The sequence below is a fragment of the Mycobacterium sp. NGS49 genome, assembly GCF_059812565.1.
Genome location: NZ_JCALCX010000015.1, coordinates 1 through 23759, shown reverse-complemented (window position 1 = coordinate 23759; position 23759 = coordinate 1). Strand labels below are relative to the sequence as shown.

The 23759-nt window shown below is 67.1% G+C and carries 23 protein-coding genes; 11 read left to right on the top strand and 12 right to left on the bottom strand.

All coding sequences use genetic code 11. The annotated features are described in order from the left end of the window. Positions 1-80: 80 nt before the first annotated feature. Both AC5Y7D_RS17080 and AC5Y7D_RS17075 read right to left on the bottom strand, forming a co-directional pair. The gene (locus AC5Y7D_RS17080) at positions 81-1775 is read right to left on the bottom strand and encodes a hypothetical protein (RefSeq protein WP_499926025.1); all 1695 of its coding nucleotides are present in this window, start codon (positions 1773-1775) and stop codon (positions 81-83) included. Positions 1776-1788: 13 nt separating this feature from the next. After that, positions 1789-3651 carry a putative bifunctional diguanylate cyclase/phosphodiesterase gene (locus AC5Y7D_RS17075; RefSeq protein ID WP_499926023.1) on the bottom strand — a complete coding sequence of 621 codons (1863 nt, stop codon included), beginning with the start codon at positions 3649-3651 and terminating at the stop codon, positions 1789-1791. Between the two features lie 266 nt (positions 3652-3917). On the opposite strand from AC5Y7D_RS17075, the gene AC5Y7D_RS17070 reads away from it, so the two are divergent. From AC5Y7D_RS17070 to AC5Y7D_RS17050, 5 genes are all read left to right on the top strand, one after another. After that, complete coding sequence (locus AC5Y7D_RS17070) at positions 3918-4721, top strand: FkbM family methyltransferase (RefSeq protein WP_499926021.1); 804 nt, start codon at positions 3918-3920, stop codon at positions 4719-4721. A 94-nt stretch (positions 4722-4815) separates the two neighbouring features. Further along, positions 4816-6024 (top strand): NAD(P)/FAD-dependent oxidoreductase, encoded by a 1209-nt coding sequence (locus AC5Y7D_RS17065; protein WP_499926019.1) that lies wholly within the window; start codon positions 4816-4818, stop codon positions 6022-6024. Further along, complete coding sequence (locus tag AC5Y7D_RS17060) at positions 6021-6926, top strand: RNA polymerase sigma-70 factor (RefSeq protein WP_499926017.1); 906 nt, start codon at positions 6021-6023, stop codon at positions 6924-6926. Before AC5Y7D_RS17065 ends, AC5Y7D_RS17060 begins: the two co-directional genes overlap by 4 nt. A 47-nt stretch (positions 6927-6973) precedes the next feature. Further along, the gene (locus AC5Y7D_RS17055) at positions 6974-8239 is read left to right on the top strand and encodes an aminodeoxychorismate synthase component I (protein WP_499926015.1); all 1266 of its coding nucleotides are present in this window, start codon (positions 6974-6976) and stop codon (positions 8237-8239) included. Positions 8240-8378: 139 nt separating this feature from the next. Further along, complete coding sequence (locus AC5Y7D_RS17050) at positions 8379-9725, top strand: hypothetical protein (protein ID WP_499926013.1); 1347 nt, start codon at positions 8379-8381, stop codon at positions 9723-9725. Positions 9726-9745: 20 nt separating this feature from the next. On the opposite strand, the gene rsmI is transcribed toward AC5Y7D_RS17050, so the two are convergent. Beyond that, the gene (gene rsmI / locus AC5Y7D_RS17045) at positions 9746-10615 is read right to left on the bottom strand and encodes a 16S rRNA (cytidine(1402)-2'-O)-methyltransferase (RefSeq protein WP_499926011.1); all 870 of its coding nucleotides are present in this window, start codon (positions 10613-10615) and stop codon (positions 9746-9748) included. Between the two features lie 24 nt (positions 10616-10639). Between rsmI and AC5Y7D_RS17040 the strand changes: the two genes are divergently transcribed. After that, a complete protein-coding gene (locus tag AC5Y7D_RS17040; protein WP_499926009.1) occupies positions 10640-12229 on the top strand; it encodes a dolichyl-phosphate-mannose--protein mannosyltransferase in 1590 nt (529 codons plus the stop codon). A 77-nt stretch (positions 12230-12306) separates the two neighbouring features. Here the strand turns inward: AC5Y7D_RS17040 and AC5Y7D_RS17035 are convergent, their stop codons facing one another. Next, positions 12307-13152 (bottom strand): endonuclease domain-containing protein, encoded by an 846-nt coding sequence (locus AC5Y7D_RS17035; RefSeq protein WP_499926008.1) that lies wholly within the window; start codon positions 13150-13152, stop codon positions 12307-12309. Between the two features lie 160 nt (positions 13153-13312). Next, positions 13313-14521, bottom strand: coding sequence for an arginine deiminase (arcA, locus tag AC5Y7D_RS17030; protein WP_499926007.1), 1209 nt, complete (start codon positions 14519-14521; stop codon positions 13313-13315). Positions 14522-14602: 81 nt separating this feature from the next. On the opposite strand from arcA, the gene AC5Y7D_RS17025 reads away from it, so the two are divergent. Next, complete coding sequence (locus tag AC5Y7D_RS17025; protein WP_499926006.1) at positions 14603-15211, top strand: alpha-ketoglutarate-dependent dioxygenase AlkB; 609 nt, start codon at positions 14603-14605, stop codon at positions 15209-15211. Here AC5Y7D_RS17025 and AC5Y7D_RS17020 read toward each other — a convergent pair. The 3 genes from AC5Y7D_RS17020 to pat are packed head-to-tail and all read right to left on the bottom strand — an operon-like array spanning position 15208 to position 17600. Continuing rightward, on the bottom strand, positions 15208-15867 hold the full coding sequence (locus tag AC5Y7D_RS17020) for a DUF5642 family protein (RefSeq protein WP_499926005.1): 660 nt from the start codon (positions 15865-15867) through the stop codon (positions 15208-15210). The two genes, AC5Y7D_RS17025 and AC5Y7D_RS17020, sit on opposite strands and share 4 nt — an antisense overlap. 28 nt (positions 15868-15895) lie before the next feature. Continuing rightward, entirely contained in the window at positions 15896-16567 is a 672-nt protein-coding gene (locus AC5Y7D_RS17015) for a DUF5642 family protein (protein WP_499926003.1), read from the bottom strand. A gap of 37 nt (positions 16568-16604) precedes the next feature. Beyond that, positions 16605-17600 carry an acetyltransferase Pat gene (gene pat / locus AC5Y7D_RS17010; RefSeq protein ID WP_499926001.1) on the bottom strand — a complete coding sequence of 332 codons (996 nt, stop codon included), beginning with the start codon at positions 17598-17600 and terminating at the stop codon, positions 16605-16607. A 131-nt stretch (positions 17601-17731) separates the two neighbouring features. Here pat and AC5Y7D_RS17005 point away from each other — a divergent pair, with 131 nt between their 5' ends. After that, on the top strand, positions 17732-18478 hold the full coding sequence (locus AC5Y7D_RS17005) for a class I SAM-dependent methyltransferase (RefSeq protein ID WP_499925999.1): 747 nt from the start codon (positions 17732-17734) through the stop codon (positions 18476-18478). Here AC5Y7D_RS17005 and AC5Y7D_RS17000 read toward each other — a convergent pair whose 3' ends face one another. Continuing rightward, positions 18479-18730, bottom strand: coding sequence for a hypothetical protein (locus tag AC5Y7D_RS17000; RefSeq protein WP_499925997.1), 252 nt, complete (start codon positions 18728-18730; stop codon positions 18479-18481). A 201-nt stretch (positions 18731-18931) separates the two neighbouring features. Here AC5Y7D_RS17000 and AC5Y7D_RS16995 point away from each other — a divergent pair, with 201 nt between their 5' ends. Continuing rightward, positions 18932-19489: a hypothetical protein gene (locus tag AC5Y7D_RS16995; RefSeq protein ID WP_499925996.1), complete on the top strand. Its 558-nt coding sequence runs from the start codon at positions 18932-18934 to the stop codon at positions 19487-19489. Here AC5Y7D_RS16995 and AC5Y7D_RS16990 read toward each other — a convergent pair. Then, on the bottom strand, positions 19486-20445 hold the full coding sequence (locus AC5Y7D_RS16990; RefSeq protein ID WP_499925994.1) for a helix-turn-helix transcriptional regulator: 960 nt from the start codon (positions 20443-20445) through the stop codon (positions 19486-19488). The genes AC5Y7D_RS16995 and AC5Y7D_RS16990 overlap by 4 nt on opposite strands. 181 nt (positions 20446-20626) lie before the next feature. On the opposite strand from AC5Y7D_RS16990, the gene AC5Y7D_RS16985 reads away from it, so the two are divergent. Next, entirely contained in the window at positions 20627-21211 is a 585-nt protein-coding gene (locus AC5Y7D_RS16985; RefSeq protein WP_499925992.1) for a TetR family transcriptional regulator, read from the top strand. Further along, positions 21208-22032: a hypothetical protein gene (locus tag AC5Y7D_RS16980; RefSeq protein WP_499925990.1), complete on the top strand. Its 825-nt coding sequence runs from the start codon at positions 21208-21210 to the stop codon at positions 22030-22032. The genes AC5Y7D_RS16985 and AC5Y7D_RS16980 overlap by 4 nt, the downstream gene beginning before the upstream one ends. A 269-nt stretch (positions 22033-22301) precedes the next feature. Here the strand turns inward: AC5Y7D_RS16980 and AC5Y7D_RS16975 are convergent, their stop codons facing one another. Then, entirely contained in the window at positions 22302-23165 is an 864-nt protein-coding gene (locus AC5Y7D_RS16975) for a bestrophin family protein (RefSeq protein ID WP_499925988.1), read from the bottom strand. Positions 23166-23412: 247 nt separating this feature from the next. Further along, positions 23413-23616, bottom strand: a complete 204-nt coding sequence (locus tag AC5Y7D_RS16970) for a hypothetical protein (protein WP_499925986.1) — start codon at positions 23614-23616, stop codon at positions 23413-23415. Positions 23617-23759: the final 143 nt, after the last annotated feature.

Sequence of the window (23759 nt, the reverse complement as noted above, 5' to 3'; positions counted from 1 at the left end):
CCCCCAAACAGTAATTTACCTACTTTTGGTACGGTAAACAAACTGACAGCAATCTAGTGGTATGAGCTTGCTGTGCGGCGTCACGTCCTACCGGTCGGCGCCAGCACTTCGCGAGGCACATCGAGTGTGGCGATCGGATAGAACCCGGCGTCATCGCGACCGTCGCGGGCCAGTTGCATGGGCGGGTAGTTGACCGGATGCGAGCCGTTCGGCTTGTGCTGTTGCCATTCGACCGCGGCGCGCAGCGTGTAGTGGCCGGGCGCCAGGCCCTTGAGCTCGATGTGGACGGTCTCGGTGCCCGACGCCGGCGGCGGTTGGTTGATGCTGCGGTCCCCGGACGAGTCGGGGACCAGACCCCTCAGGTCGACGGTGGCGGGCAGGGTCCGCACCGTCTGCCCGGCGAAGTCGACCAGCCGGTAGCTCGCCACCCACTTCTCGGTGGCAGCGGCCGCCCCGTAGTTGGTCCAGTTGACGGAGATGGACGCGACCTGGTCCTGCAGCGACTGCGAACCCGCCCGGGCATCCACCGAGTACCGGTAGCCGGCGACGGCGTTGGCCTGCGCCCACAGCACGTACAGCTTGGGATCCATCGGCGACGTCGCGTCCTGGTCCGGGAAGTTGACGCTCGACGTCATCGAGACGTGGTACCGGATCACGTCGTGCAAGCCCTTGTCGTAATAGGACTGAGGCGTGGTTCCATTGGGCAGCTGGCACCACTCGGTGATCACCGGCGCCTTGCCCAGGCGATCTTTCAGTGCGCCCACCACCGGGTCGGAAGTCTGCACGTAGTGCCCGGACTCGGCCCAGACCGGCAGTGGGGCATAGACACCCAGGCAGTCCGAACGAATGCCGACCGGTGCGGCCAGCTTCCTGGTGACGTCGTCAGCGAGCAACTCGCGCATGATCTCGGGGTTGTTCGGTGTGGCCACCAGTTGCGTGTGCGGAAAGGCGTTGACGTTGGCCGCGACCAACTGCTGGATCGCCGCCTTGGTGATGTTCTGGTCCCGGTACTGGCTGTAGTAGCCCAGCGCTCGTTCGCTTTCCTCGGGCCCGGGTCCCGGCGCGTTGAGCGAGTCCCGCAGGTAGGCGACGTGATTTTCGCTGAAGTCGCCGTAGCCGGAGAACTCGAAGACGCTGAGCCGCTCGTCGTTGTCGTAGCGGCGCCCCAGCGCGGCCAGCAGCTGCCCGAAGTCGTTGAGATAGGTGGGGTCGTTGAAATTCGGCACCACCTGCTCCGGCGCGTTGCCCGCAGCGGGATAGGTGGTGCTGACGCCGGGCTTGGCCCGTTCCCAGTCGGGAATCTCGATGTTGGTGTTGTTCGGGTAGGTGGCGTTGCAGCACGAGTTGTAGGACTGCACCCGCAGCGTCAGCCGCATCCGGCGCTCGGCCAGCTTGTTCAGCGCGTCGTCGATGACGCTGAAGTCGAACTTGCGGTCATCGGGCGCGTCCGCCGGAAGCATGGCGGGATCGGCGGGCTGCAATTGGCGCCAGGTCACCCGCAGGCTCGCGTCATACGACGCGGGCCAGGCCGGATAGCGTTGCTGGGCAGGCTCACCCTGCGGGAAGAGCGGCTCCATCAGGTCTTCGTACTGTCCGCGCAGCGGGTTGGAAATCTCCTGGGCGGCCGGCGGGATGGCCGGGCTGACCATCGCGGCCAGCGGACCGGGGTCGGTGTGGTTGCGGCTGCAGGCACCGATGACCAGGGCCGCGCCGGCGGCCAGCGCCGCTACGCACACGACGGCGACAAGCGTGATTTTCCTAATCTTTCGAACCATTCTGTTGCGTGAGCTAGATCGCGCCGAGCGTCAACGCCTCACGGTCGGCGAGGAACGGCATCGGCATCCAGCGAGCGGCCAGCAACGCCTCCATGGCGTTGCCCGGAACGGGGCGGGACAGCAGGAATCCCTGCGCCCGGTGACAACCATGCTGCATCAGTGTCAGTGCGGCAGCTGGAGTTTCAACACCCTCGGCGACGAGTTGCAGCCCGAACGCCTCGGCCAGGCCGATGATGGCCCGAACGATGGCGAGGTCACCGGCGTTGGTGCCCAGGTCGCGAACGAACCCGGTGTCGATCTTGAGCATGTCCACCGGCAGCGACTTCAGGTGCGACAGCACGGCGTATCCGGTGCCGAAGTCGTCGATGGCGATCTGTACCCCGACCTCTTTGAGTTCGTGCAGAGTCTTGCGGGTGGCCTCGATGTCGTGCACCACGGCGCGCTCGGTGATCTCGAGGCAGACCGAGCCGCCGTCGATGCCGAACTCCTCGATGGTGTCGGCGACGGTACGGACGAAGCCGCGGGTGATCAGCTGAACCGGTGAGACGTTGATGCGCAGGATCGCGCTCTGCCCCACGCCGTTGGCCCGCCAGCGGCTGAATTCCGCGCAGGCGCTGCGCATCACCCAGCGGCCGAGTTCACCCGCGAGGTTGGTCGATTCGGCCACCCCGATGAACGAATCCGGCAGCAGCAGACCCCAGATCGGGTGCCGCCACCGGACCAGTGCCTCAGCCGCCACGATCGCCCCGGTCCACAAGTCGACCTCGGGCAGATAGTGCAGCAGCAGCGCTTCGCTGTCGATATCGCCCTGCAGATGCAGCTCGATGTCGTTGCGGAATGCGCTCTTGAGGGACATGTCGTCGGTGGACAGGGCCACCTGGTTGCCTCCAGCACGCTTGGCCGTCAGCACCGCTTCGTCGGCCCGCCGCAGCAGGTCGGTGCTGTTGTCCCGACCGGGCATACCAACGGCCAGCCCAATGCTCACCGTGCGGGTGATCTGGTGCCCGCCGATGGCCAGGCGCTCACGCAACATCGTGCCCAAACGCCGGGCGAACGATTCGGCGGCGGCGCTCGACATCGTCTGGTCCGGGATGACGACGAACTCGTCGCCCCCGAGGCGGGCGATCATGCTCTGGCTACCGGCGCACACCCGCAGCCGTTGCGCGAAGACGCGGATGAACCAGTCCCCCGCGGTGTGGCCGAGGTAGTCGTTGATGGACTTGAGCCGGTCGAGGTCCAAGTACAGGACCGCAATCGGCCCGGGATTTCCCGCGGCCAGCCGGTCGGACAGGTGCGCTACCAGCGCCCGCCGGTTGTACAGGCCGGTCAGGTCGTCGTGCTCGGCCAGGTAGCGAAGTTTCTCCTCGGCGGCGATCCTGGCCTGCAGCTGGGCGAACAGCGCCGCGACCGCCTCGAGGGTGTTGATCTCTTCTTGTTTCCATTTGCGGGCGCCGAACTTGACGAAGCCGAGCACTCCGGTCGTCATGTCGCCGGACACCAACGGCGCGGCCGCCACGGACGGCGATGCGGCCTGTTTGGCGCCACCCACCCACCGCAACGATCGATTGCTCTGGTCGGGCCGGATCACGACCGGCTTCCGCCCGTGCTCGCATTGGGCGAGCACCGGGTCGGCACTGGTGAAGTGCACGACGCCGTGCGGGTCCGGGTCCGGAACGTTGGCGCGGGGAGGCCACTCGGCCACCAGGACCGAGGCGCGGATGTCATGGTCGTGGTGACGCAGGAAACTGGCGTCCACGTCGAACTGCTCGACGAGCTGAGCGAGGACCCGTTCGCTCACCTGCGTAGCGGTGGACGCGGTCGCCTCCATGAGCTGGGTGGCCACGGAGGTCACGACGAGGTCCAAGCTGCGTGGCAACGGGTCCTCCGATGTTGTGCACGTGTTCAACGACTGCGTCAATTATGGATGACCAACCCGGTCGGCGATCGTTATTCGCGACCGCCGTTCTCGAATGCCCGACGATGGACATCGAAGTGGCCGACAGCCCGGACCGGCGCAGGTCACGGATGGATTTCCGGTTACCTGAGACTAGCATGCGGGCCCCTTTTCGTTCCGCGCTCAAAACCACCTGACCTGCGCGGTCGCCTCCGGCCGGGCGGCCGTTTTCGGCTAGGGTCGGGGAGATGTCTGTCGCACGGTCAGCCAAACGGTTGCTCGCGCCGGCGGCCAAAACCGTCGCGCCGCACATGTTCTGGAAGCGCAAGTTCCATATCCTGCGACGTCTGGGGGAATCCCGTCCGGATGTGGCGCTGGTGGCCTCGTTGTGCGACCCCGATCGGGTGTCGCTGGACATCGGCGCCGACGTGGGCGAGTTCGCTATCGCAATGCTGCCGGTATCCAGATCGGTGATCGCATTCGAACCCCGCCCGGCCCAGGCCCGCGACCTCGCATCGATGTTCACCGCCGCCCGGGCCGCGGTGCGGATCGAGGCGGTCGCGCTTTCCGACGAGACCGGAGTGACCGCGATGCGGGTGGTTGCGACCGACCCCGGGCGCAGCACCATCGACGACGACAATGTCCTGGACACGGCGGTCGGCGGCCGGGTGGCAACAATCGATGTGCCGATGAAGCGTCTGGACGAGCTGCGGTTGGACAACGTCGGCCTGGTCAAGATCGACGTCGAGGGCCACGAGCTGGCCGTCCTGCGCGGCGCCGTCAACACCCTGCGGCGCAACCGGCCGACCATCGTGGTGGAGGCCGAGGAGCGCCACCACGCCAACGCGGTTGCCGACATCACCGCGCTGCTCGGTGAACTGGGCTTCCGCGGTTACTTCACCGTCGACGGCCGGCGCCGGCCCATTGAGGAATTCGACCCCGCCAGGCACCAGAATCCCGCCAACATCGGCGGTGCCGCGGAGGACTGGGCGCCGCGCGGCGTCTACGTCAACAACTTCGTCTTCGAGCCGACGGGCAGCCCGGCCACCTGAAGGTGAGACAGCTCACAATCACGGCTCCCGCTGTCACAGCCGGCCCGCCGCCGGTGTCTGGAGGGTGTAATCGCACACCGAAAAGGAGACAACGATGTCTGAGCAACCGAAGATGTCCCGGCCGTCCGCCGGCCGAAGGGTGCACGTCGTCGTGCTGGGCGGCGGGTACGCCGGGACGATGGCGGCCAACCATCTCCGCCTGCGTGCCGATGTGGACATCACCATGGTCAACCCGCGCCCGCACTTCGTCGAGCGGATCCGGCTGCACCAGCTGGCCGCCGGCACCGGCACCGCCACCGCCGACTACGGAACGCTGCTGGGCAACGGCATCGAGCTGGTAGTCGACAGCGCCGACCACATCGACGCCGCGGCGCGGCGGGTGCTGCTGGCCTCGGGCGCCGCGCTGGACTACGACTACCTGATCTATGCCATCGGCAGCACCGGCGCCACGCCCGTCGCGGTGCCCGGTGCGGTCGAGTACGCGCACGTGCTCGCGGAACTGGAAGGTGCGCAGAAGCTCCGCTACGCACTGGCCGATCTGGACCCCGCAGCCGCCGTAACCGTCGTCGGTGGCGGCTTGACCGGCATCGAAGCCGCCGGTGAACTCGGTGAGCAGGGCCGCGCGGTGACACTGGTCTGCGGCGGCATCCTGGGACCCTCGCTCAGCGGCCCGGGTCGGCGTTCGGTGGCCAAGCAGCTACGCAAGCTCGGCGTGCAAGTCCTCGAATCCGCAAGCGTCGCCGAGGTTCGCTGGGATTCGGTATTGCTCGCTGACGACACCGTGCTGCCCAGCGCCATCACGGTGTGGACGGCGGGATTCGGCGTTCCGGAGCTGGCCGCCCGCAGCGGGCTGCGCACCGACTCACTGGGCCGGCTGCTCACCGACGAAACGCTGACCAGCATCAGCGACGACCGCATCGTCGCCGCCGGGGACGCCGCGGCGCCCTCCAACCAGCCGTTGCGGATGAGCTGCCAGGCGGCCATCCCGCTGGCCGCCCAGGCCGCCAACACGGTGTTGTCCCGCATCGCCGGAACCGCTCCGGCGCTGCTGAACCAGGCGTTCACCGGACAGTGCATCAGCGTCGGCCGCAGCTACGGCACCATCCAATTGGCCCGCACCGACGACACGCCGGTGAACCTGTACCTCGGTGGCCGCACGGCGGCGTCGATCAAGGAGCTGGTCTGCAAGGGCACGCTGTGGGGCCTGCGCAAGGAAGCCGCGAGGCCCGGCTGGTACCGCTGGCTCAAGGGCGGCAACCGGCCGGCGCAGCTGCCCGCCGACCAGCAGGCCGCGCTGCGGTGACCAGCGCATCGGACAGTAGCGGGCACGCGGAACGCTTCACCCTGCTGCGCCCGCTGCTGTTCACCATCGCCTACGAAATCCTGGGCTCGGCGACCGAAGCCGACGACGTGCTGCAGGACAGCTACCTGCGCTGGGCCGACGTGGATCTGACGACCGTACGCGACACCAAGTCCTACCTCGCTCAATTGGTGACCCGCCAGGCGCTCAACGCCCTGCGGGCACAGGCGCGCCGCCGCGAGGAGTACGTGGGGCCCTGGCTACCCGAGCCGCTGCTGCTGCATGACCAGGACGCATCGGCTGACGTGGTGCTGGCGGAGTCGGTTTCGATGGCCATGTTGGTGTTGCTGGAGACCCTCAGCCCCGAGGAACGGGCGGTGTTCGTGCTGCGCGAGGTGTTCGGGTTCGACTACCACGAGATCGCCGAGGCGGTGGGCAAGCCGGCCCCGACGGTCCGGCAGGTCGCTCACCGTGCACGAAACCACGTCCACGCCCGGCGCAAGAGGTTCGACGGTGTGGATCACGAACGCAACGCCCAGGTCACCCGGCAATTCCTGATCACCGCGGCCGGCGGCGACGTGCAGGCACTGCTGTCGATGCTGGCTCCGGACGCCGTGTGGACGGCCGACAGCGGCGGCAAGGCCACCGCGGCCCGCAAGCCGATCGTCGGTGCGCAGCGCGTGGCCAAGGCCATCGCCGGGCTGATGCACAAGCATTGGGCCAAGATGCGGGTGGAAATGGTGACCTGCAACAGTGCGCCGGCGGTGTTGATCTACCAGGGCGACCAGCTCGAAGGGGTGATCATCGTCGACGTCGTCGACGACAAGATCACGAACTTCTACGCGATGCGCAACCCCGATAAGTTGGCCGCGCTGGCCGGCACCCGGCAGATCAGTCGGGGCTGACCTCGGCCCTGGCGTGCGAGGATTCACCGTTCTGTCAAGCTAGGGCGGTGCGAATCGACCGGCTCGGCGATCTGGGCGGCGCGCCGCAGGTGCTGCGCGCGGTCGGCCGCGCCACCGATCGGCTCGGTCTGCCTCCGCCGGCCGCACTCACCGGCGAGTGGTTCGGTGCGCTGGCCGTGATCGCGCCGAGCGTGTCGGCGCAGCGGGTCGCCACCGGCGACGTGTTCTCCGCGTCGCCGGTCGGCGCGGCCTCGGTGACAACTGCCGAGGTCGGCCCCATAGGCGGCGGCTGGATCGGCTTTCTGGCCTACCCCGATGCCGGCGCCGACGGCCTGCCCCACCGGATTCCCGAGGCCGCCGGCGGCTGGACGGATTGCGTGCTGCGCCGTGATCGGGACGGCGTGTGGTGGTTCGAGAGCCTTTCCGGCGAACGCCCGCCCGACTGGCTGGCCGATGCGTTGGCAGTAACCCCCAGAACGGCACCAATGTGCCAGATCGATTGGGTGAGCGGAGATCGTCCAGCACACCGCGCGGGTGTGCTGGCCTGTCTGGAGGCGATCGCCGCCGGTGAGGTCTACCAGGCGTGTGTCTGCACCCGTTTCACCGGGACGGTGCGTGGATCCTCGTTGGATTTCTTCACCGAAGGCGTCGCCCGGACTGCCCCGGCCCGGGCGGCGTACGTCGCGGGACCCTGGGGCGCGGTGGCGTCGCTGTCTCCCGAACTCTTTCTGCGCCGCCGTGGTGACGTGGTGACATCCAGCCCGATCAAGGGCACGCTGCCGCTGGACGCCTGGCCGTCCGCACTGCGGGCATCACCCAAAGAAGTGGCCGAGAACATCATGATCGTCGATCTGGTTCGCAATGACCTTGGGCGAGTTGCTGTTACCGGCACCGTGCGGGTGCCGGAGCTGTTGGTGGTCCGGCGCGCGCCCGGGGTCTGGCATCTGGTGTCGACCGTTTCGGCCCAAGTGCCGGCGGAACTGCCGATGTCGCAGCTGCTGGATGCCACGTTCCCGCCGGCTTCTGTCACCGGGACTCCCAAAATCCGCGCCCGGCAACTTATTTCGCAATGGGAACGCAGTCGCCGGGGAATATACTGTGGCACAGTGGGAATGGCGTCGCCGGTGGCAGGGTGCGAACTCAATGTCGCTATCCGCACCGTCGAATTCGACGCACTCGGCAGCGCCGTGCTCGGGGTGGGCGGCGGCATCACCGCCGATTCGGATCCGGACGCCGAATGGGCCGAGTGCCTGCACAAGGCGGCTCCGGTGGTGGGTCTGCCGACTTCGCTCACCACCAGCCGGGTGAGTTAGCTCAGCAAATTTACAACGCCCGAACTGACGGGTGTCGATTTTTCCGAACGGCCACATGAATCGTTCGGTGAGCATAAGCTGCTGCCATCGACGTGTGATCTCTGCATGTCAGACGCGAGCGGGTGCGGAAGGGACTGTCATGAGAGTTGCCATCGTTGGCGCTGCGGCTGCCGCCGTGTTGGGTGGTGCGCTGGCGGTGGCGCCCTTGACGGTTTCCAACCAGAGCAGGACGTCGCCCGGCGGCACCTGCAGCGCAGGTCAGCAGTGCGACAAACTGGCTTCGGTCCTGATGCCGGAGACGGGGAAGCCATCCGCGGCGGCGCCCACGGGCATCCCGTCGGCCATTGAGCCGCCGGAGCCAGTCTCACCGGCGGTGGCGCCGCGACCGGCCGAGCCCGCGGCGTACGTGCCGCCCAATCCGTCACCGGCCGGATCCCCGCTGTCGCCGGGCGGAATCAACAGTGTCAGCCCGCCGCCCAATGCGCTGCCCCCGGGCTTCGATCCGAATGCGGCGGCGCTTCCGGGCATCGGCGGCGTGCCCGGGGTCGGCATCCCCGGCATACCGGACCTGTATGGCGTAGCCGGCGGCGTGGCCGGCCTGGCCAGCGTGCCGTACGGGGTGAACGCCGCGTCAGCCGTGGTCAACGGCGTCCTGGGCGTCGGAAACACCGTCGCCAGTGTCGTTTCCACGAGCGCACTGGCCGTGACCTACGTGGTGTTGGCCTACAACGCTCTGAATTCCTCGGGCATCCTGCCCGCGGCACAATCAGGGCTCAACTCGATCGGCTCGATGCTGTTGCCGTCGGCCGCTGCGGCGCTGCCGGCAGCGGCTCTGCCGGCGCTGAGCCTGCCAGGTCTGCCGGGCCTGAACATCCCCGGCCTGCCGGGTCTGTCGCCGGCGGGTCTGATCGGGTTGGCCGCGGCCGGTGGCCTGCCCGGTCTGAGCCTGCCGGGGCTGCCGGACATCTCGCCGGCGAGCCTGATGGCGCTGGCCTCCGCGGGACTGCCCGGGCTGCCGGGCGTGTCCCCGACGGACCTGCTCGCGCTGGCTGCCGCCGGCGGTATCCCGGGGCTGCCGAGCCTGCCGGGGGTGAACCCCGCGGCGCTGGTTTCCGCGCTGCCGGCACTGGCCGCCGGAATTCCGGGTCTGCCGCCGATACCGGGCCTGGACCCGGCGATGCTGGCGGCCGCGCTGCCGGCCTTGACCGGCGGTATCCCGGGCGTCGATCCCGCGATGCTGGCGGCGGTGTTGCCGTCACTCCTCGGCGGTGCACCGGCCCTGCCCGGCATCGACCCGGCCACGGTGCTCGCCGCACTGCCGGCGATGGCCGCCGCGGCCGGCATTCCCGCCGGATTGCCGGCCCTGCCGGTGGGTTTGCCGGGTTTGCCGGGCCTGCCGGCCCTCCCTCCCCCGCCACCGCTGCCCGCCTTGCCGGGCATACCGCACCCGCCGCTGTGCCCGATACCGGGCGGGCCCTGCATCTGAGGTCCTGAATCGGGCCCCGGCTACTCTTCGGCCGACTCGTCGGCTTCCCGCCGCGAGATGAGGACGGCTTCGTAGAGCTGCCGCGCCCGCACATCCGGGTATCCGGCGGCTACGTGGCTACACGCATCCTTGATGCGGATGCCACCGGCGACCAGGTTCTCCACCTCGGCGACCAGGTCGTTGACCAGCGTCGAGAGGTCGGCGCGCGGCGTGGCACCGGCCAGCACCACGGTGACCTCGCCGAGCACGCCACCGGCCGCCCAGGCCGCCAGCTCGTCCAGCGACCCGCGCACCACTTCCTCGTGAACTTTGGTCAGTTCCCGGCAGATCGCAGCCTGCCGACCACCGCCGAGCTGCTCGACCGCGTCGCGCAGGCAGGCGGACAACCGGCGCGGGGATTCGAAGAACACGCAGGTCCGCCGCTCTTCGGCCAGGGAGGCCAGCCAAGTCCGGCGCGCTGAGCCTTTGCGGGGGGCGAAGCCTTCGAAGCAGAACTTCTCCGCGGGCAGACCGGAGACCACCAGCGCGGTCGTCACCGCCGATGGCCCCGGCAGGCACTGCACCGGCAGGCCGGCCGCGATGCAAGCCGTAACCAGGCGGTAGCCCGGATCGCTGATGATCGGCATGCCGGCATCGCTGACCACCAGCACGGTGGCGCCCGAGCCGATCGCCTCGACGAGCGTGCCCACCCGCGTGCTCTCGACCCGGTCGAACAGGCTGAGCACCCGTCCGCCGATGGCGACGTCGAGCGCCTTGGCCAAGTTGCGCACCCGGCGCGTGTCCTCCGCGGCCACCACATCGGCTTCGGCTAGCGCTTCGATCAGGCGTGGCGAGGCATCGGACGGTTGCCCCAACGGGGTCGCACCCAGCAACAGGCGCCCAGTGGTCATGACGGACAGCCTACGATCGACGTGATGACCGCCCCGCCCCAAGAATCCTCCGTCAGCGAGGCCGGCCTTGACGAGGGCCACCAGGAGCGCGCCGCACGTCCCGAGACACCCGTCGTCAGCCCTGGGCCGCTGGCGCCCGTCGCCGACTTCGGCCCGGTGGACCGGCTGCGGGGCTGGACCGTCACCGGCGTCATAGCCCTGCTCGCCATACTCACCCGGTTTCTGAACCTGGGCTCACCAACCGATTCGGGCACACCGATCTTCGACGAGAAGCACTACGCCCCGCAGGCGTGGCAGACCCTGCACAACCACTGGGTGGAAGACAATCCGGGCTTCGGCTTGGTGGTACACCCACCCGTCGGCAAGCAGCTGATCGCGATCGGCGAGGCGCTGTTCGGCTACACCGGCTGGGGCTGGCGGTTCAGCGGCGCGCTGTTGGGTGTGGTGCTGGTGGTGCTGGTCACCCGGATCGTGCGGCGAATCAGCCGTTCGAGTCTGGTGGGCGGCATCGCCGGGCTATTGCTGATCTGCGACGGCGTCAGCTTCGTGACCGCGCGAACCGCGTTGCTGGACGGGTTTCTGACGTTCTTCGTCGTAGCGGCGTTCGGCGCGCTGATCGTCGACCGGGACCAGGTCCGCGCGCGGATGCACAACGCCTTCCTGGCGGGGCGCGGCGCCGAGACGGTCTGGGGCCCGCGGCTGGGTGTGCGGTGGTGGCGCTTCGGCGCCGGAGTGCTGCTGGGCCTGGCGTTCGGGACCAAGTGGTCCGGCCTGTACTTCATGGCGTTCTTCGGCGTCATGTCGCTGGCTTTCGACGTGGCCGCCCGCCGCCAGTACCAGGTACCGCGGCCGTGGCTGGGGACCCTGCGGCGCGACCTCGTCCCGTCGGCGTACGCCCTGGTGCTCATTCCCTTCGGGGTGTATCTGGCCAGCTATGCGGGCTGGTTTGCCTCCGAAACGGCGATCGACCGCCATCAGGTAGGCCAGACGATCGGACCCGACAGCGTGGTGCCGCTGCCCGACGCCGTTCGGTCGCTGTGGTACTACACCGCGAAGGCGTTCCATTTCCACGCGACTTTGACCAACTCGGCAGGCAACTACCACCCCTGGGAATCCAAGCCGTGGAGCTGGCCGATGTCGTTGCGGCCGGTGTTGTATGCCATCGACCAGAACAACGTTCCCGGTTGTGGGGCGCAGTCCTGCGTCAAGGCCGTGATGCTGGTCGGCACCCCGGCACTGTGGTGGCTGGCGGTTCCGGTGCTGCTCTACACCTCCTGGCGCATGGTGGTGCGCCGTGATTGGCGCTATGCGGCCGTCTGGGTCGGTTATTGCGCCGGATGGCTGCCCTGGTTCGCCGAGATCGACCGGCAGATGTACTTCTTCTATGCAGCGACCATGGGGCCGTTCCTGGTGATGGCGATCGCCCTCATCCTCGGCGACATCCTGCACCAACGGCGCCAGAACAAGGAGCGGCGCACGTTGGGGCTCATTTTCGTCTGCTGCTATGTGTCGCTGGTGGTGACGAACTTCGCCTGGCTGTTCCCGGTGCTGACCGGTCTGCCCATTTCTCAGCAGACCTGGGACATGGAGATCTGGTTGCCCAGCTGGCGCTAGCTCTTTCTGGCGCCGAGCTTGCCGTAGCGGTCGCTGTTGGGCCGCCGACCACAACCACGACGGCAACTTCGCTGAGTTCACGATGGGAATCCGCGGGCTGCGAGCGCGTTACGTACCCGCGTCAGGATGCGATCGCGCCGGTCTTCCTTGACCACCCTGATGACCCGCCAGCCGAGATCTTCGAGCATCTCCCACCGCCTGATGTCTTTGACGTATTGCGGGCGGTCGGTGCGGTGCTGATCGCCGTCGTACTCGACCGCGACCATCGGCCCTTCCCATCCCAGATCCAGGCAGGCCCGATAACCTGCCGCGTCCCGAACTTCAATCTGGGTGACGGGTCGGGGTAAACCGCCGTCGATGAGCAACAACCTCAGCCAGGTTTCCCGCGGGGACTGCGCGCCACCATCCATCAGAAACAACGCATTTCGGCACAAGCGGATACCCCTGGCTCCCTTGTACCGGGTCAGCAGTGGTTGCACGTCGGCCTCGGCCAGCCGGGTTGCGGCGGCCAGCGCGTCGAGATGAGTGACCGCCACGTTGCGGGGCTGATGCCGGCCCATATCGAAAGCCGTTCGTACCGGGGTCGTCACGGGTAGGCCGGACAGCCCTGTGACTTCGTCGGCGCTGATTCGATCCCGGCGAATGATCACCCCGGGCGGTGGGTGATGCAGCGGGCCCAACAACTCCACCGCGGTGAAGTCATCGATCCACCTGGCACCGTGCAGGGCCGCGGCGGCACGTCCCGTGATGATGCCCCGGCGGCCGGACCACAGCCACGCCGCCTCGGCGTTGTCCCGCAACGACCTCGGTGCGTTCTTGGGCAGGTACACGTCATGGTGGATCCTGCGGTAATTCCATCGCAATTGGCCGCGGGTCAGGGCACCACCCGCCAACGCTTCGCTGCCGCGAAAGACTTGCGCCACGCGCGGAATGATGCAGCCGTCGCCCGCCCATGCCCAGCCAGATTGCCGTAGCCGCTGTGGATAACCCGCTCCGACGGACCGCGCCCGTCGACATTGCCGTAGCGGCTGTGAAACGACCTGAAACCGCAACCCTCGCGGCCATCTCGACGCCAACCCGAAGCTAGACCGGGCCCCGCGACGCCGGGCAGCACATGCACCGGGGCCCCCCGCGGCCGGTGCCCAACTCGGAGCCGGCGATGGTCAGAACCTCGATGCCGGCTTCCTGCAACCGGGTGTTGGTCGCGACGTTGCGTTCATAGGCGACGACCACGCCGGGCGCCAGCGCGAGTGTGTTGTTGCCGTCATCCCACTGTTCGCGTTCGGCGACCGCACGATCGCCGCCGGTGTCGATCACCCGCAACTTCTCGATGCCGATTGCGGCGGCCGCCGCCTCCGCGAACGGTTCGGCGTCGGTGATCGCCACGCCGTCCGCCGTACGCCGCAGGGTGAATGCCGAGAGCGTGTCGACGATGTTGGCGTACATCACCACCGCGTCGACGTCGACCATCGTGCAGACGGTGTCCAGATGCATCTGTGCCCTCTTCTGAGCGATCGGGACAGCGAGCACCGTATGCGCCAGATCGTCATCGAAAAGACTGCGCGCCAAGGCCTCTGCCCCGGCGGGGGTGGTCCGCTCGCCCACTCCCACCGCTAACACACCAGGGGCGAGCAACAGCACGTCCCCGCCCTCCACGGGCGCGGTGCGCGACTCGTAAGCCCGCCGCACACCCGTGAACCGCGGGTGGTGGGCGTAGATGATGTCGGTAAGCGACGACTCACGCCTGCGCGCCCGCAGGGCCAGCGACGGGATCACCACCCGGGGCCCGATCCAGATCGACGAGTCCCGGGTGAACACCAGGTTCGGCAGCGGTTCGATCACGAAATCGGCGCCCTGATGCATGCGCAGCACCAGCGACACCTCGGTGCGCGTGCTGGACGGCAACTCGTCGAACGTCATGCCGGCCGTGAGCAGCTCAGCCAGGGAACCCGGTTCCAGACGCCGCAGATAGGACGAAAGGTGTTGTGCCAGAGTGGTTCCGAGCCGCGCCGCATCGACTGCGGCAGCCACGCCCTGCATTCGCGCCGCTCCGCTGTGCTGCATCGCCTCGGTCAGCAGCTGCGACAGCAGCAGCACTTCGACACCGCGGCTGCGCAACAGCTCGGCGAACTGATCGTGCTCTTCCTGGGCGCGCGACACCCAGGGCAGGCCGTCGAACAGCAACTGGTCGGTGTTGCCGGGATTGAGCCGGCGCAGCTCCGCGCCGGGGCGGTGCAGGATGGCGACCCGTAGCGCGCCCACTTCAGAGTTCACACCCAGCTCGACGTCCACAGCTCAAACGGTAGCCGCGCACACCGCGTCGGGCGCGTCACACGCTGATCCATCGAACTGGTGTGCGATAGACTCGGATCCGTGGCGATCGCGGCTCAGGGCTCGCTATTCGAGCACAACGAACGCAGACAACTCGGCGACGGCGCCTTCATCGACATCCGCGCAAACTGGTTGGGCGGTGGGGCGACAGACGGCCTGAGCCTGCTCGAGGCGCTGCTGCAAACGGTGCCGTGGCGGGCCGAACGCCGGCAGATGTACGACCGGGTGGTCGACGTTCCCCGGCTGGTGAGTTTTCACGATCTCACTGTGGAAGATCCGCCGCACCCAGCGCTGGCACGGCTGCGTCGGCGGCTCAACGACATCTACGGCGGCGAGTTGGGCGAGCCCTTCACCACCGTCGGATTGTGCTGCTATCGCGACGGATCGGACAGCGTGGCCTGGCACGGTGACACCATCGGCCGCAGCAGCACCGAGGACACCATGGTCGCGATCGTCAGCCTGGGTGCCACACGCACGTTTGCCATGAGACGGCGCGGCGGCGGCCCGTCCCTGCGGTTGCCGCTGGCGCACGGCGATCTGCTGGTGATGGGTGGATCGTGCCAACGCACCTGGGAGCATTCGGTTCCGAAGACCACGACGGCGGGCGGTCCCCGGGTGAGCATCCAGTTCCGCCCTCGCGGCGTACGTTAGCTCCGCACCGCGGCAACCGCCTTGACCAGCAGGTCGCGGGCCCGCTGCGTGTCGACCTTGGCCACCGGCTGCCCGGGAACCACCAGTGGGTTGGCGATCACGATCACCTGGTAGTCGCCGAATTGCGCGACGTAGTCGTAGAGCTCCCCGGTGCGCGGCGCCCCGTCCACCAGTGCCTGCAGCACCCGGTGTACGGCCTGGGTGTGCACGCCGTCGATGTGCGGGGCGTCGATCACCTCGATGGCACCGCGCAACTGGGCACCGGAGAATCCGACTTTGGCGCACTCCTTGCCGGGGTCATGCACCGGCAGCGCCTTGGAGGTCTCGACCGCGATCGCCACGAAACGGTTGCCGTTGCCTTCGGCGGAGACGGCGGCCATGTTGCCCTGCAGTCCCTCCGGCATATCCGGCCCGACCGCTGCCTTGGCGCAGCTCGCCGGGTCGAACAGGAGCCCGTCGGGCAGCTTGCGGGCGGCGAAAAACTGCGGGTCGATGGCCCTGGGAGTGATGTCGGTGACCTTGAACTCGGGCCCGAAGCTTGACTTCAGGTCGGCGATTTTGGCGATGTCACCCTTGGCGGGCTGCGAAGAATCAGGTCCCGGGGAGCATCCGACGAGCAGGCACGCCGAACCGAGTGCGAGCACCACCTTGAACATCGTGGCCAATCTACCCAAACCCGGGTGCTCAGCCGCGCAACGTCGAGACCGTTTTGACCAGTAGATCGGCGGCGAACTGCGACGGCAGTGGCGGCAGGATCGATCCAGGGTCGGTGGTGAGGGTGGTGAACGCGTAGTAGCCGCCGAGGTAGGCGACGAAGGTGTATGCCCGTGAATCGATTTCACTGCCCGACTCGACGGCCGCCCGGATGTCGGCGACCATCCCCAGGGTTTGCGCACCCTCCACCTGCGGCGCGTCGGACAGACCCACACTCACCACGGTGCGCCCGGCCGTCAGGTCCCAGTGCGCACAGGCAGCGACGACGTCAGGGGCCAGTGCATTCGGCGCGGCCACGACCACCGCGTCGACGATTCCGCCCGAACCGGAACCGGACACCCCCTGCGCGGGCTGGTCGCGGCCGCCCACCGGGTCGGCCAGGGCCATGCATTCCGGCGGGTCGGCCGCCGGTTCCCCGCCCAAACCCCAGATGGCCCGCGGTGAGGCGGCGCGGGCGATGTTGGACACCTCGTAGCCGGGCGGCAGCTCACGCCCTACCCGCCGAATGTTGGCGGGATTGATCGCGGCGATCGGCCCCGGCGAAGACGGCGCGGCACCCGGATACGAGGGCGCCGGCGGGGTCGGTGCGGCGCAGGCCGCCAGCAGCAGGGTCGGCAACCCGCCAAACCAGAACGGCCGCATGTCCGTTCCTATCACGCCGAGCGGGCCACACCGCCGATCAACTCACCACCTCGATCACCTGCCGGGCGACCTGCCTGATCTGTTCCTCCAGCGCCCGGCCGAATCCCAGCTCGTGTGGCACGTCGATCACGGTGGTGATGACTCCGACGTCTTCGCGCTGCCAGATGGCGCCGTGCCGGTCCATGATGGTGCGCATCGGCAGGTTGTCGGAAAGCATTCGCGCAGAGAATCTTTCGATACCATCGACGCGGGCGGCCACGGAGAGCGCGCCGACGAGGAAGGTTCCGATGCCGCGTCCCTGGTAGGCGTCGGCCACGGTGAACGCAATCTCGGCGACCGTCGGATCGTTCTCGTCGCGCACGAAGCGTGCATCGGCGACGGGGTCGCTGCCGTCGACCATGACCCAGACGAAGTGGTCGACGTAGTCCACCTCGGCCAGGTAATGCATCATCGCCGAACTCGGTACCCGCGCCGACATGAAGCGACGGTAGATCGTCTCGCTGGAGAAATGGACGTGTCCATGCACGGTGCGTTCGCTGTCGCCGGGCAGGACGGGACGCAGCATCAGCTGGCTGCCGTCGCGCATCTGCACCGGGACCGGAGTGATGAAGGCAGCCAGGCGTTGGCGGACCGTGCGTAGCAACCGGTCCATGGTCCCGGGGATGTGCACCATCATCATCAGGGCTTCTTTGCCGCCGATCCAGCCGGTCAGCGGTTCCACCGTGGTGACGGTGGCAGTGCGCGGGATATCCCGCAGCAACGCGATTTCCCCGACGATCATGCCGGGCACCAACTGTTCGACGATCACCGTTTCGTCGTCCCCGACATGCATCACCTCGGCGCTGCCCGAGCTGATCAGCAGAAACGAGACGGCCTGCTCCCCTTGGCGCATCAGCGTCTGCCCGGCCGGGGCACGCAGCGGCGACAGGCAGGATGCCAGCGGTAGCAGGTCCTCGACCGGACATCCGGCGAAGATGTCCATACCCGCGAGTTCTTCGGCCCCCACGCCGCCCAATTCGGCCATCCCGTCCACGCATACCCACTGGGTCCGATCCGACCCAGGTTATGGCGTTCCCGGGCGCCCCTGCAAGAAGCGGGCGTTCGCGCGCACTAGCCTGACAACAGGTCGGCACCAAGAAGTTGGACTCCCGAAATGGACCCGAGATGATCGACAACCAGGACCGAGTCGAACTGACTCGCAGCCTGCTCACCAAGCCCGCGACGCTGCGGCACGGCTACCTCGATGTGCTGGGCGAAGCGACGGCCGCCCCGGTCCCGACGTTTGCTCAACGCGCCATGAACAGCCCGTTGGTCGCAACCGTCTACGAAGGTCTGTGGCGGCCGACTTCTTTCTACCTGGCCAGCGGTGTCACCCAAGTGGCCGAGGAGCGCCGCGCCGCGGCTGCGCTACACCTGCGCAGCGCCAAGAGACTGCTCGACGTGGCTTGCGGGCCAGGCAATTTCACCGGGCCGCTGGCCGAACAACTGTCCACCGGAAGCCTCGCGGTCGGATTCGACATCTCCGAGCCGATGCTGACCCGGGCCGTGCAGGACAACAGCGGACCGCGGACCTGCTACGTCCGCGGGGATGCCCGCGAGTTGCCGTTCGGCGACGAAACCTTCGACGCAGTTTGCTGTTTCGGTGCGTTGTACCTGATACCCGAGCCGTTCAAAGTCGCTCACGAGATGATTCGGGTACTCCAGCCCGGGGGCCGCATCGCCATCCTCACCAGCTACGCCGGCCAGCCACCACCGCTCAACCTTGCCCTCAACACCACGGCCCGCCTGATCGGACTCACCATGTTCGACCGAGACGCATTCGTCGACCTGTTCACCGCGGCCGGCCTGGTCGACGTCGAGCAACAGACACAGCGCGCGCTGCAGTTCGTCACGGGAACCAAGCCGGCGTAGTTACGACGCGGCGGCCTCGCAGACGCCGAACAGCCGGACGACCGGGGTACCGGCTTCGTACTCCAGAACCCACGGTCGACCCGCGTCGGCTCGCGAGGTCAGGGTGATCATCACCGGCTGCCCGCTACGCTGCGACGTCTGAATACATTCGACCTGGAAGAGGCGGAACTTGCCGTGCTCGCGGATGGCCAGTGAATAACCGGGTTCAACGGATTCGACGGGTACCTTCTGCAGGTAGTACTTGGTGCTCATCCCAACGAGGCTAGGGCCGGGTCACGACACAATCCCGCGCCAAAACACGGTCTTAGCAATTGTTCAGCGGATTTTTGGAACATCATCAGGGTTCGCGCCGCGCACCGCCGACGGCACACCATCGGTGACGATTTGCCCGCTATCGTTCTTCCCCGGGCCGACCCAGTAGGTTTGGCTCATGGTCGATTTCTGGGGTTCGCGGTGAGCGTCGCCGGGTTCGTTCTTGGCCTGATCGCCACCGTGCTCGCCGTCGCGTCGCTCGGCTGGCAGCTGGTCAGCCATCGATCGCAACAGCCGCGTCCCAAACTCACCCCGGTCGTCGGCCGGCTGACACCCGATGGCCTGGTGACCAACGACGCCAGCTCCGAGGTCCGCGAGTCGTTGATCGCCATCGCAGCACAACTCGAGGACGTTCCGCTGATCATCGGGGTGAAGGTGGTCAATGCCGGCCGGGCGCCATTTCACGTCGCCGGCTGGGCGATCCGGTCCGATCCGGACGGGACGTCTCTGGTGCCGGTCGAAAAACCCATCGCCGGGGCAGACGTTCCCCACGAAATCCCGCCGCAGGGCAGCGCCGTCTTCCTTACCGAATTGCAGCATGCGCATCGTTTCGCCGCGCCCGCCGGGCGAGTCGACGCTGCGGCGGGTACGGCAGCACCGACACCGCGGATTGTGCTGACCGTTTCGTCGGGCACGCGCACCTACCGCACCAAACCGGTTGCGCCCGAGCTGTTCTCACTCGACAGCGAGGGACCCTAGCCGCTGCGCAAGGTGACGTGCGGGCTTTCGCCGTAGTTTTCTCGGTAGTAGACGGCGAAACGGCCCAGATGTCCGAATCCCCACCGCCGCGCGATGCCGCCCACGGTCATGCTCTCGTGATCGCCGGTAACAAGGTCGAGGTGGGCCTGATGGAGACGAACGCGTCGGCCGTACTCCATGGGGGTGCAGTCACGATGCTTGCGGAACATGTATTGCAGCGCGCGCGGAGTGACGTAGACGGCGGCGGCGATGTCGGGTAGCGAGATGTCCACGTCGATGTTGTCTTCGATGAACGCTATCGCGCGTCGCAGCAGCGCCGGGGTGCTGTCGCGCCGGTCCCGGGCGACGGGTTCCAGCACCGCGGTGTTCGGGAAGGCAGCGAGCATGCTCGCCGCGATATAACGCTCCGCCGTGCCGGCGACGAGCGCGTGCTGCCCTGTACCCGAATCCACCGCCACCGCTTCCCGCACGTGGTCCAGCGCGGCGCCCAGTCGCGCGCCGGCCGCGCGGGACACCGGCACCGAGCCGGTGAGTCGCACCGATTCCCCGGGATCCTGCAGATCGGCCGCGACGTGATTGAGCATGGCCCGGTCCACGGCGAACACGTCCAGCTTGGCCCGGTGGCACATCCCGATCAGGGAATCCCCGGCGACGGCGCCGAACGCCCCGACCTGCGCGGCGCCGATTCTTTCGGAGACGCCACGGTCGATACGCGCATCGATGCAGCCGGAATGGATGCGAGCGAGCAGGATCCGCTCGGGGGGAGCCATGGCGTAACTGAACGTGTAGTCGAATTCCGCGACGTCGACGGTCATCGAGCCGACCGTCGAACGCTCTATCCGGCAATGGGCCGAAGCACCCTCTTCAGCTACGGCCATGCGGATCCGGCTGAAGTTTGCGCTGACGACTTCCTCGGCTTTAGCGAGGTCGGTGGTGTCGAGTAAGACAGTGAACATCGCGCGGGCTTTCCACAAGAGACATTTACCGCGGCATCGTGTTGAACCGACGGCGTCCATTATCCATTACCCGAGAGGCGGATCCAGATGCAGCCGGCTTCTCCCCATTGACGACCGTCATTGACGATCGTCAGCCAGTTGACGTACGGTACACAACATGGGGGCACGACCGGAGTCCACTGTGGCCGTCCCGACGACGGGCAACGCCCGTGAGGCCCGGCGGCGCGAAACTCGAGCTCGATTGTTCGACGCCGCTCTGGCCGAGATTTCGGCGCGCGGCATGGCCGGGGCCGACGTGAGTGCCATCGCCGCGTCGGCAGGCGTGGTGAGGGGGACGTTCTATTTTCACTTCCCCACCAAGGAGCACGTGCTCGCCGAGCTGGAACACAACGAGGAACTCCGGATCGTCAGTGAGCTCGGGGAGATTGCAGGTGATCTGGAATCGGTACTATCCCGACTCGTCGATCATGTCCTGGGTGCCGAAATTCGTTTAGGCACTACGGTTTTCCGCGACATGCTGGGCCTGCACTTCTCCTCGACGCGTCCGGTCGCGGATGAGCCGGCACAGCACCCGCTGCTGGGTTTTCTGGTGAGCGTGATCGCCAATGCCCAGGACGCCGGGGAAGTGTCGTCGGCCGTGGATGCCGGTGAACTAGGCACCTTCTTTCTCACCGGACTTTTCGCGTTGTTGGCCACCGGCACACACGATGCTGCGCAGCTAAACCGTTATGTGACAACGATTGTCAAGGGGATGGAGAAAAGATGAGTCGAACCGGCATCGAGGGCTATCGAGATTTTCTTGCCCGGCGCGACGGCGAGGCCGACCTGCTCAACAGAAAACTCGCGAAACGAGAGCAGTTTTTCACGGACCTGGAAGCCGACCCGGTGCGGTCGGCACACCCTGCGGACCGCGCGACTTTCCTGCGCAATCTGCGCCGCCGGCGACCCGAACCCGGGCTGGACCGCACGATGCTCTTCCTGCTGGCCACCGCCAAGCTGAATCAGGCCGAACGCTTCGGCGTCGGACTCGGCGAAACCTACGGGCGCAACAGCGACGAGAACCTGCCCCCCGAAAACGTCTACCTCGAACTCGAAGAGCACTACCACACCCGACTGCTGGCATACGCGTTGGACGTCTTCGACCTGACCTTCCGAGTTGTCCCGCCGCCTTTCGTGATGCGCCAGTTCGTCAAGACCGGCGTCTTCCTCCCCGAACGGCTCGGCTTCATGTTCGTCGGCGCTGCGGAGATGGCGGGCTGCATCATGTTCGACGAGCTGCGCCGGGTCGGCGTCGCACTGTTTGCCGACGAACCCGAGGTGGCCGAACGAATCGGACTGCTCTACAGCGAGATCCTCACCGACGAGATCGGTCACGTCGGCTACTGCGCCTCGCGCTGCACGTCCGGGGAGCGGGCGATCATGCGCCGCATCTACCCGTTGATCGGCCGCCTGTTCGCCCGCCAGACCGCCGAGATCAGTCTGCTGATCGACCCGAAGACGCTGCACGCACGACTCGACCGGCCATTCGACGTAGAGGAGTTGACGGCCGGGTTGGATAACGAGACGTACCTGGTGGCGCATCCGTGACCTGTTTGCCGCGGGTCAACCTGTTGGCTCATAAGGTGTGACCAAAGTCCCTAATGCACGGGAGGTGTGTCACCGGATCGTCGCGAGGCGGGCGGTGATTGCAGCGGGCGGGTTTATTCTCTCGAAATGGTCTTGAGGGGTTCTTCTCGCACGTGGGCCGCCCGCTCGCCCGCCACCGGCCAAGCTCGTCACGAGCAGTCTTGGCGAACACTGAGTCGGAACGATTGTCCGGCGAGGCCCGCACCGCCGCGGAGGCCTCCGGCCACTTCTTAAATGTCCGCCTGGGCGTAGACGTTCTTGTGGATCGTTTCGCAGATGTCCTCGAGGGGAAGGTCGTTCGCGTCATGCCCGAAGGGGCTTTCGATCTCGACGCCGATTTCCTCGATGCCGAAGAATGTGTAGGCGATGATCAGGACGTCGACGACGGTCGTCCAGCCGAACGTGTCGACCATGGCGAAGGGGAGCGTGAAGCAATAGAGCACGAGCGCCCGACGCAGGTGAACGGCGTAGGCGAAGGGCATCGGCGTTCTGTGAATTCGTTCGCAGCCGCCGAGGTAGTCGACCAGCAGCTGAATGTTCTGGTCCATCGACGTGAGCATGATGTCGGAGATCAGGCCGCGCTCGTGCGCCTCCCGTAGGCAATCGGACATGTTGCCGGCGACCGCGAGAGCGGGATGCTCGGCGTCGATCGCCTCCTGCGCCTCAGCGGGCGGAAGTTCGGCGATTTGCGGCCCGAGGCCTTTGGTACCGCGCAGGCGGTGCATGGCCGCCCAGGCAAAGGCGGCTGTCCACCGGGTGAGTCGAGCGACCAGCGCCGGATCCCCCGTGATGTACACGCTGGCGCTGCGGACGAGGTTCCGTGTTTCATTCACGATCCCTCCCCATAGTTTGCGCCCCTCCCAGAAACGGTCATAGCTGGAGCTGGTGCGGAAAACCAGAAGGAGACCAAGGGCGAGGCCCATGAGAGTGTGCAACTGGATCGGCATGCCGACCGGCGCGACATAGTTGTGAAAGGCGACAACCGCCGCCGACCAAGCGACGCATAGGGAGACTCGACCGATGATCTCCCGGACCAGCGAGCCGCGGATGTCAAAAAAATGGTCGAGCCATTTGTGTGAATCGTATTGAATCATGACTTATTTCGCGTAGTTGGGTCAGACGGGCTCAGCAGGGCGGGGTTCTCCGTGAAAGTTTCCACGGTGACGGCTAGTGCGCGATCCCACGCGGATCATGCCCTGCCGCACCGCCGCCGGATGGTTCCAGATTTTGCTCTCGTGTGCAACACTTCGTGTCCAGAAGCGAGCGCGGTCGCGCCCGTGGCTGGCGTGGTGGGGCTATGCCCCCCGTGCGCAAGGTGCGTGGCGCTGTTGGTGCAGAAGCTCACTGCCTGGGGTTGAGTAGGCCGGGGATGACGAAGTCACGAAAAACTGTCCGCCGGTCAGCAGCGGCGTCGTTCGAGTCTGTCATGTGTTCCATCAGCAGCATCTGTGCGATGCGTACTAACCAATCGGCGGCGGCGTCGGGGTCGAGGTCTTCGCGTAATTCGCCGTTTTCCTTGGCGGTAATGGCATGTGGTCGCAACACGTCGCGGATGCGGTCTCGGAAGACACTTGATGCTGCTGCCGATACGGGTCATCTGCAGGCTCGCTGGAGAAAACAACATGGGTGACACCTGGGCAGGACCCTTGATGAGTCGTGTCATAGGTGACAGTCATGGCGCGTGTCCG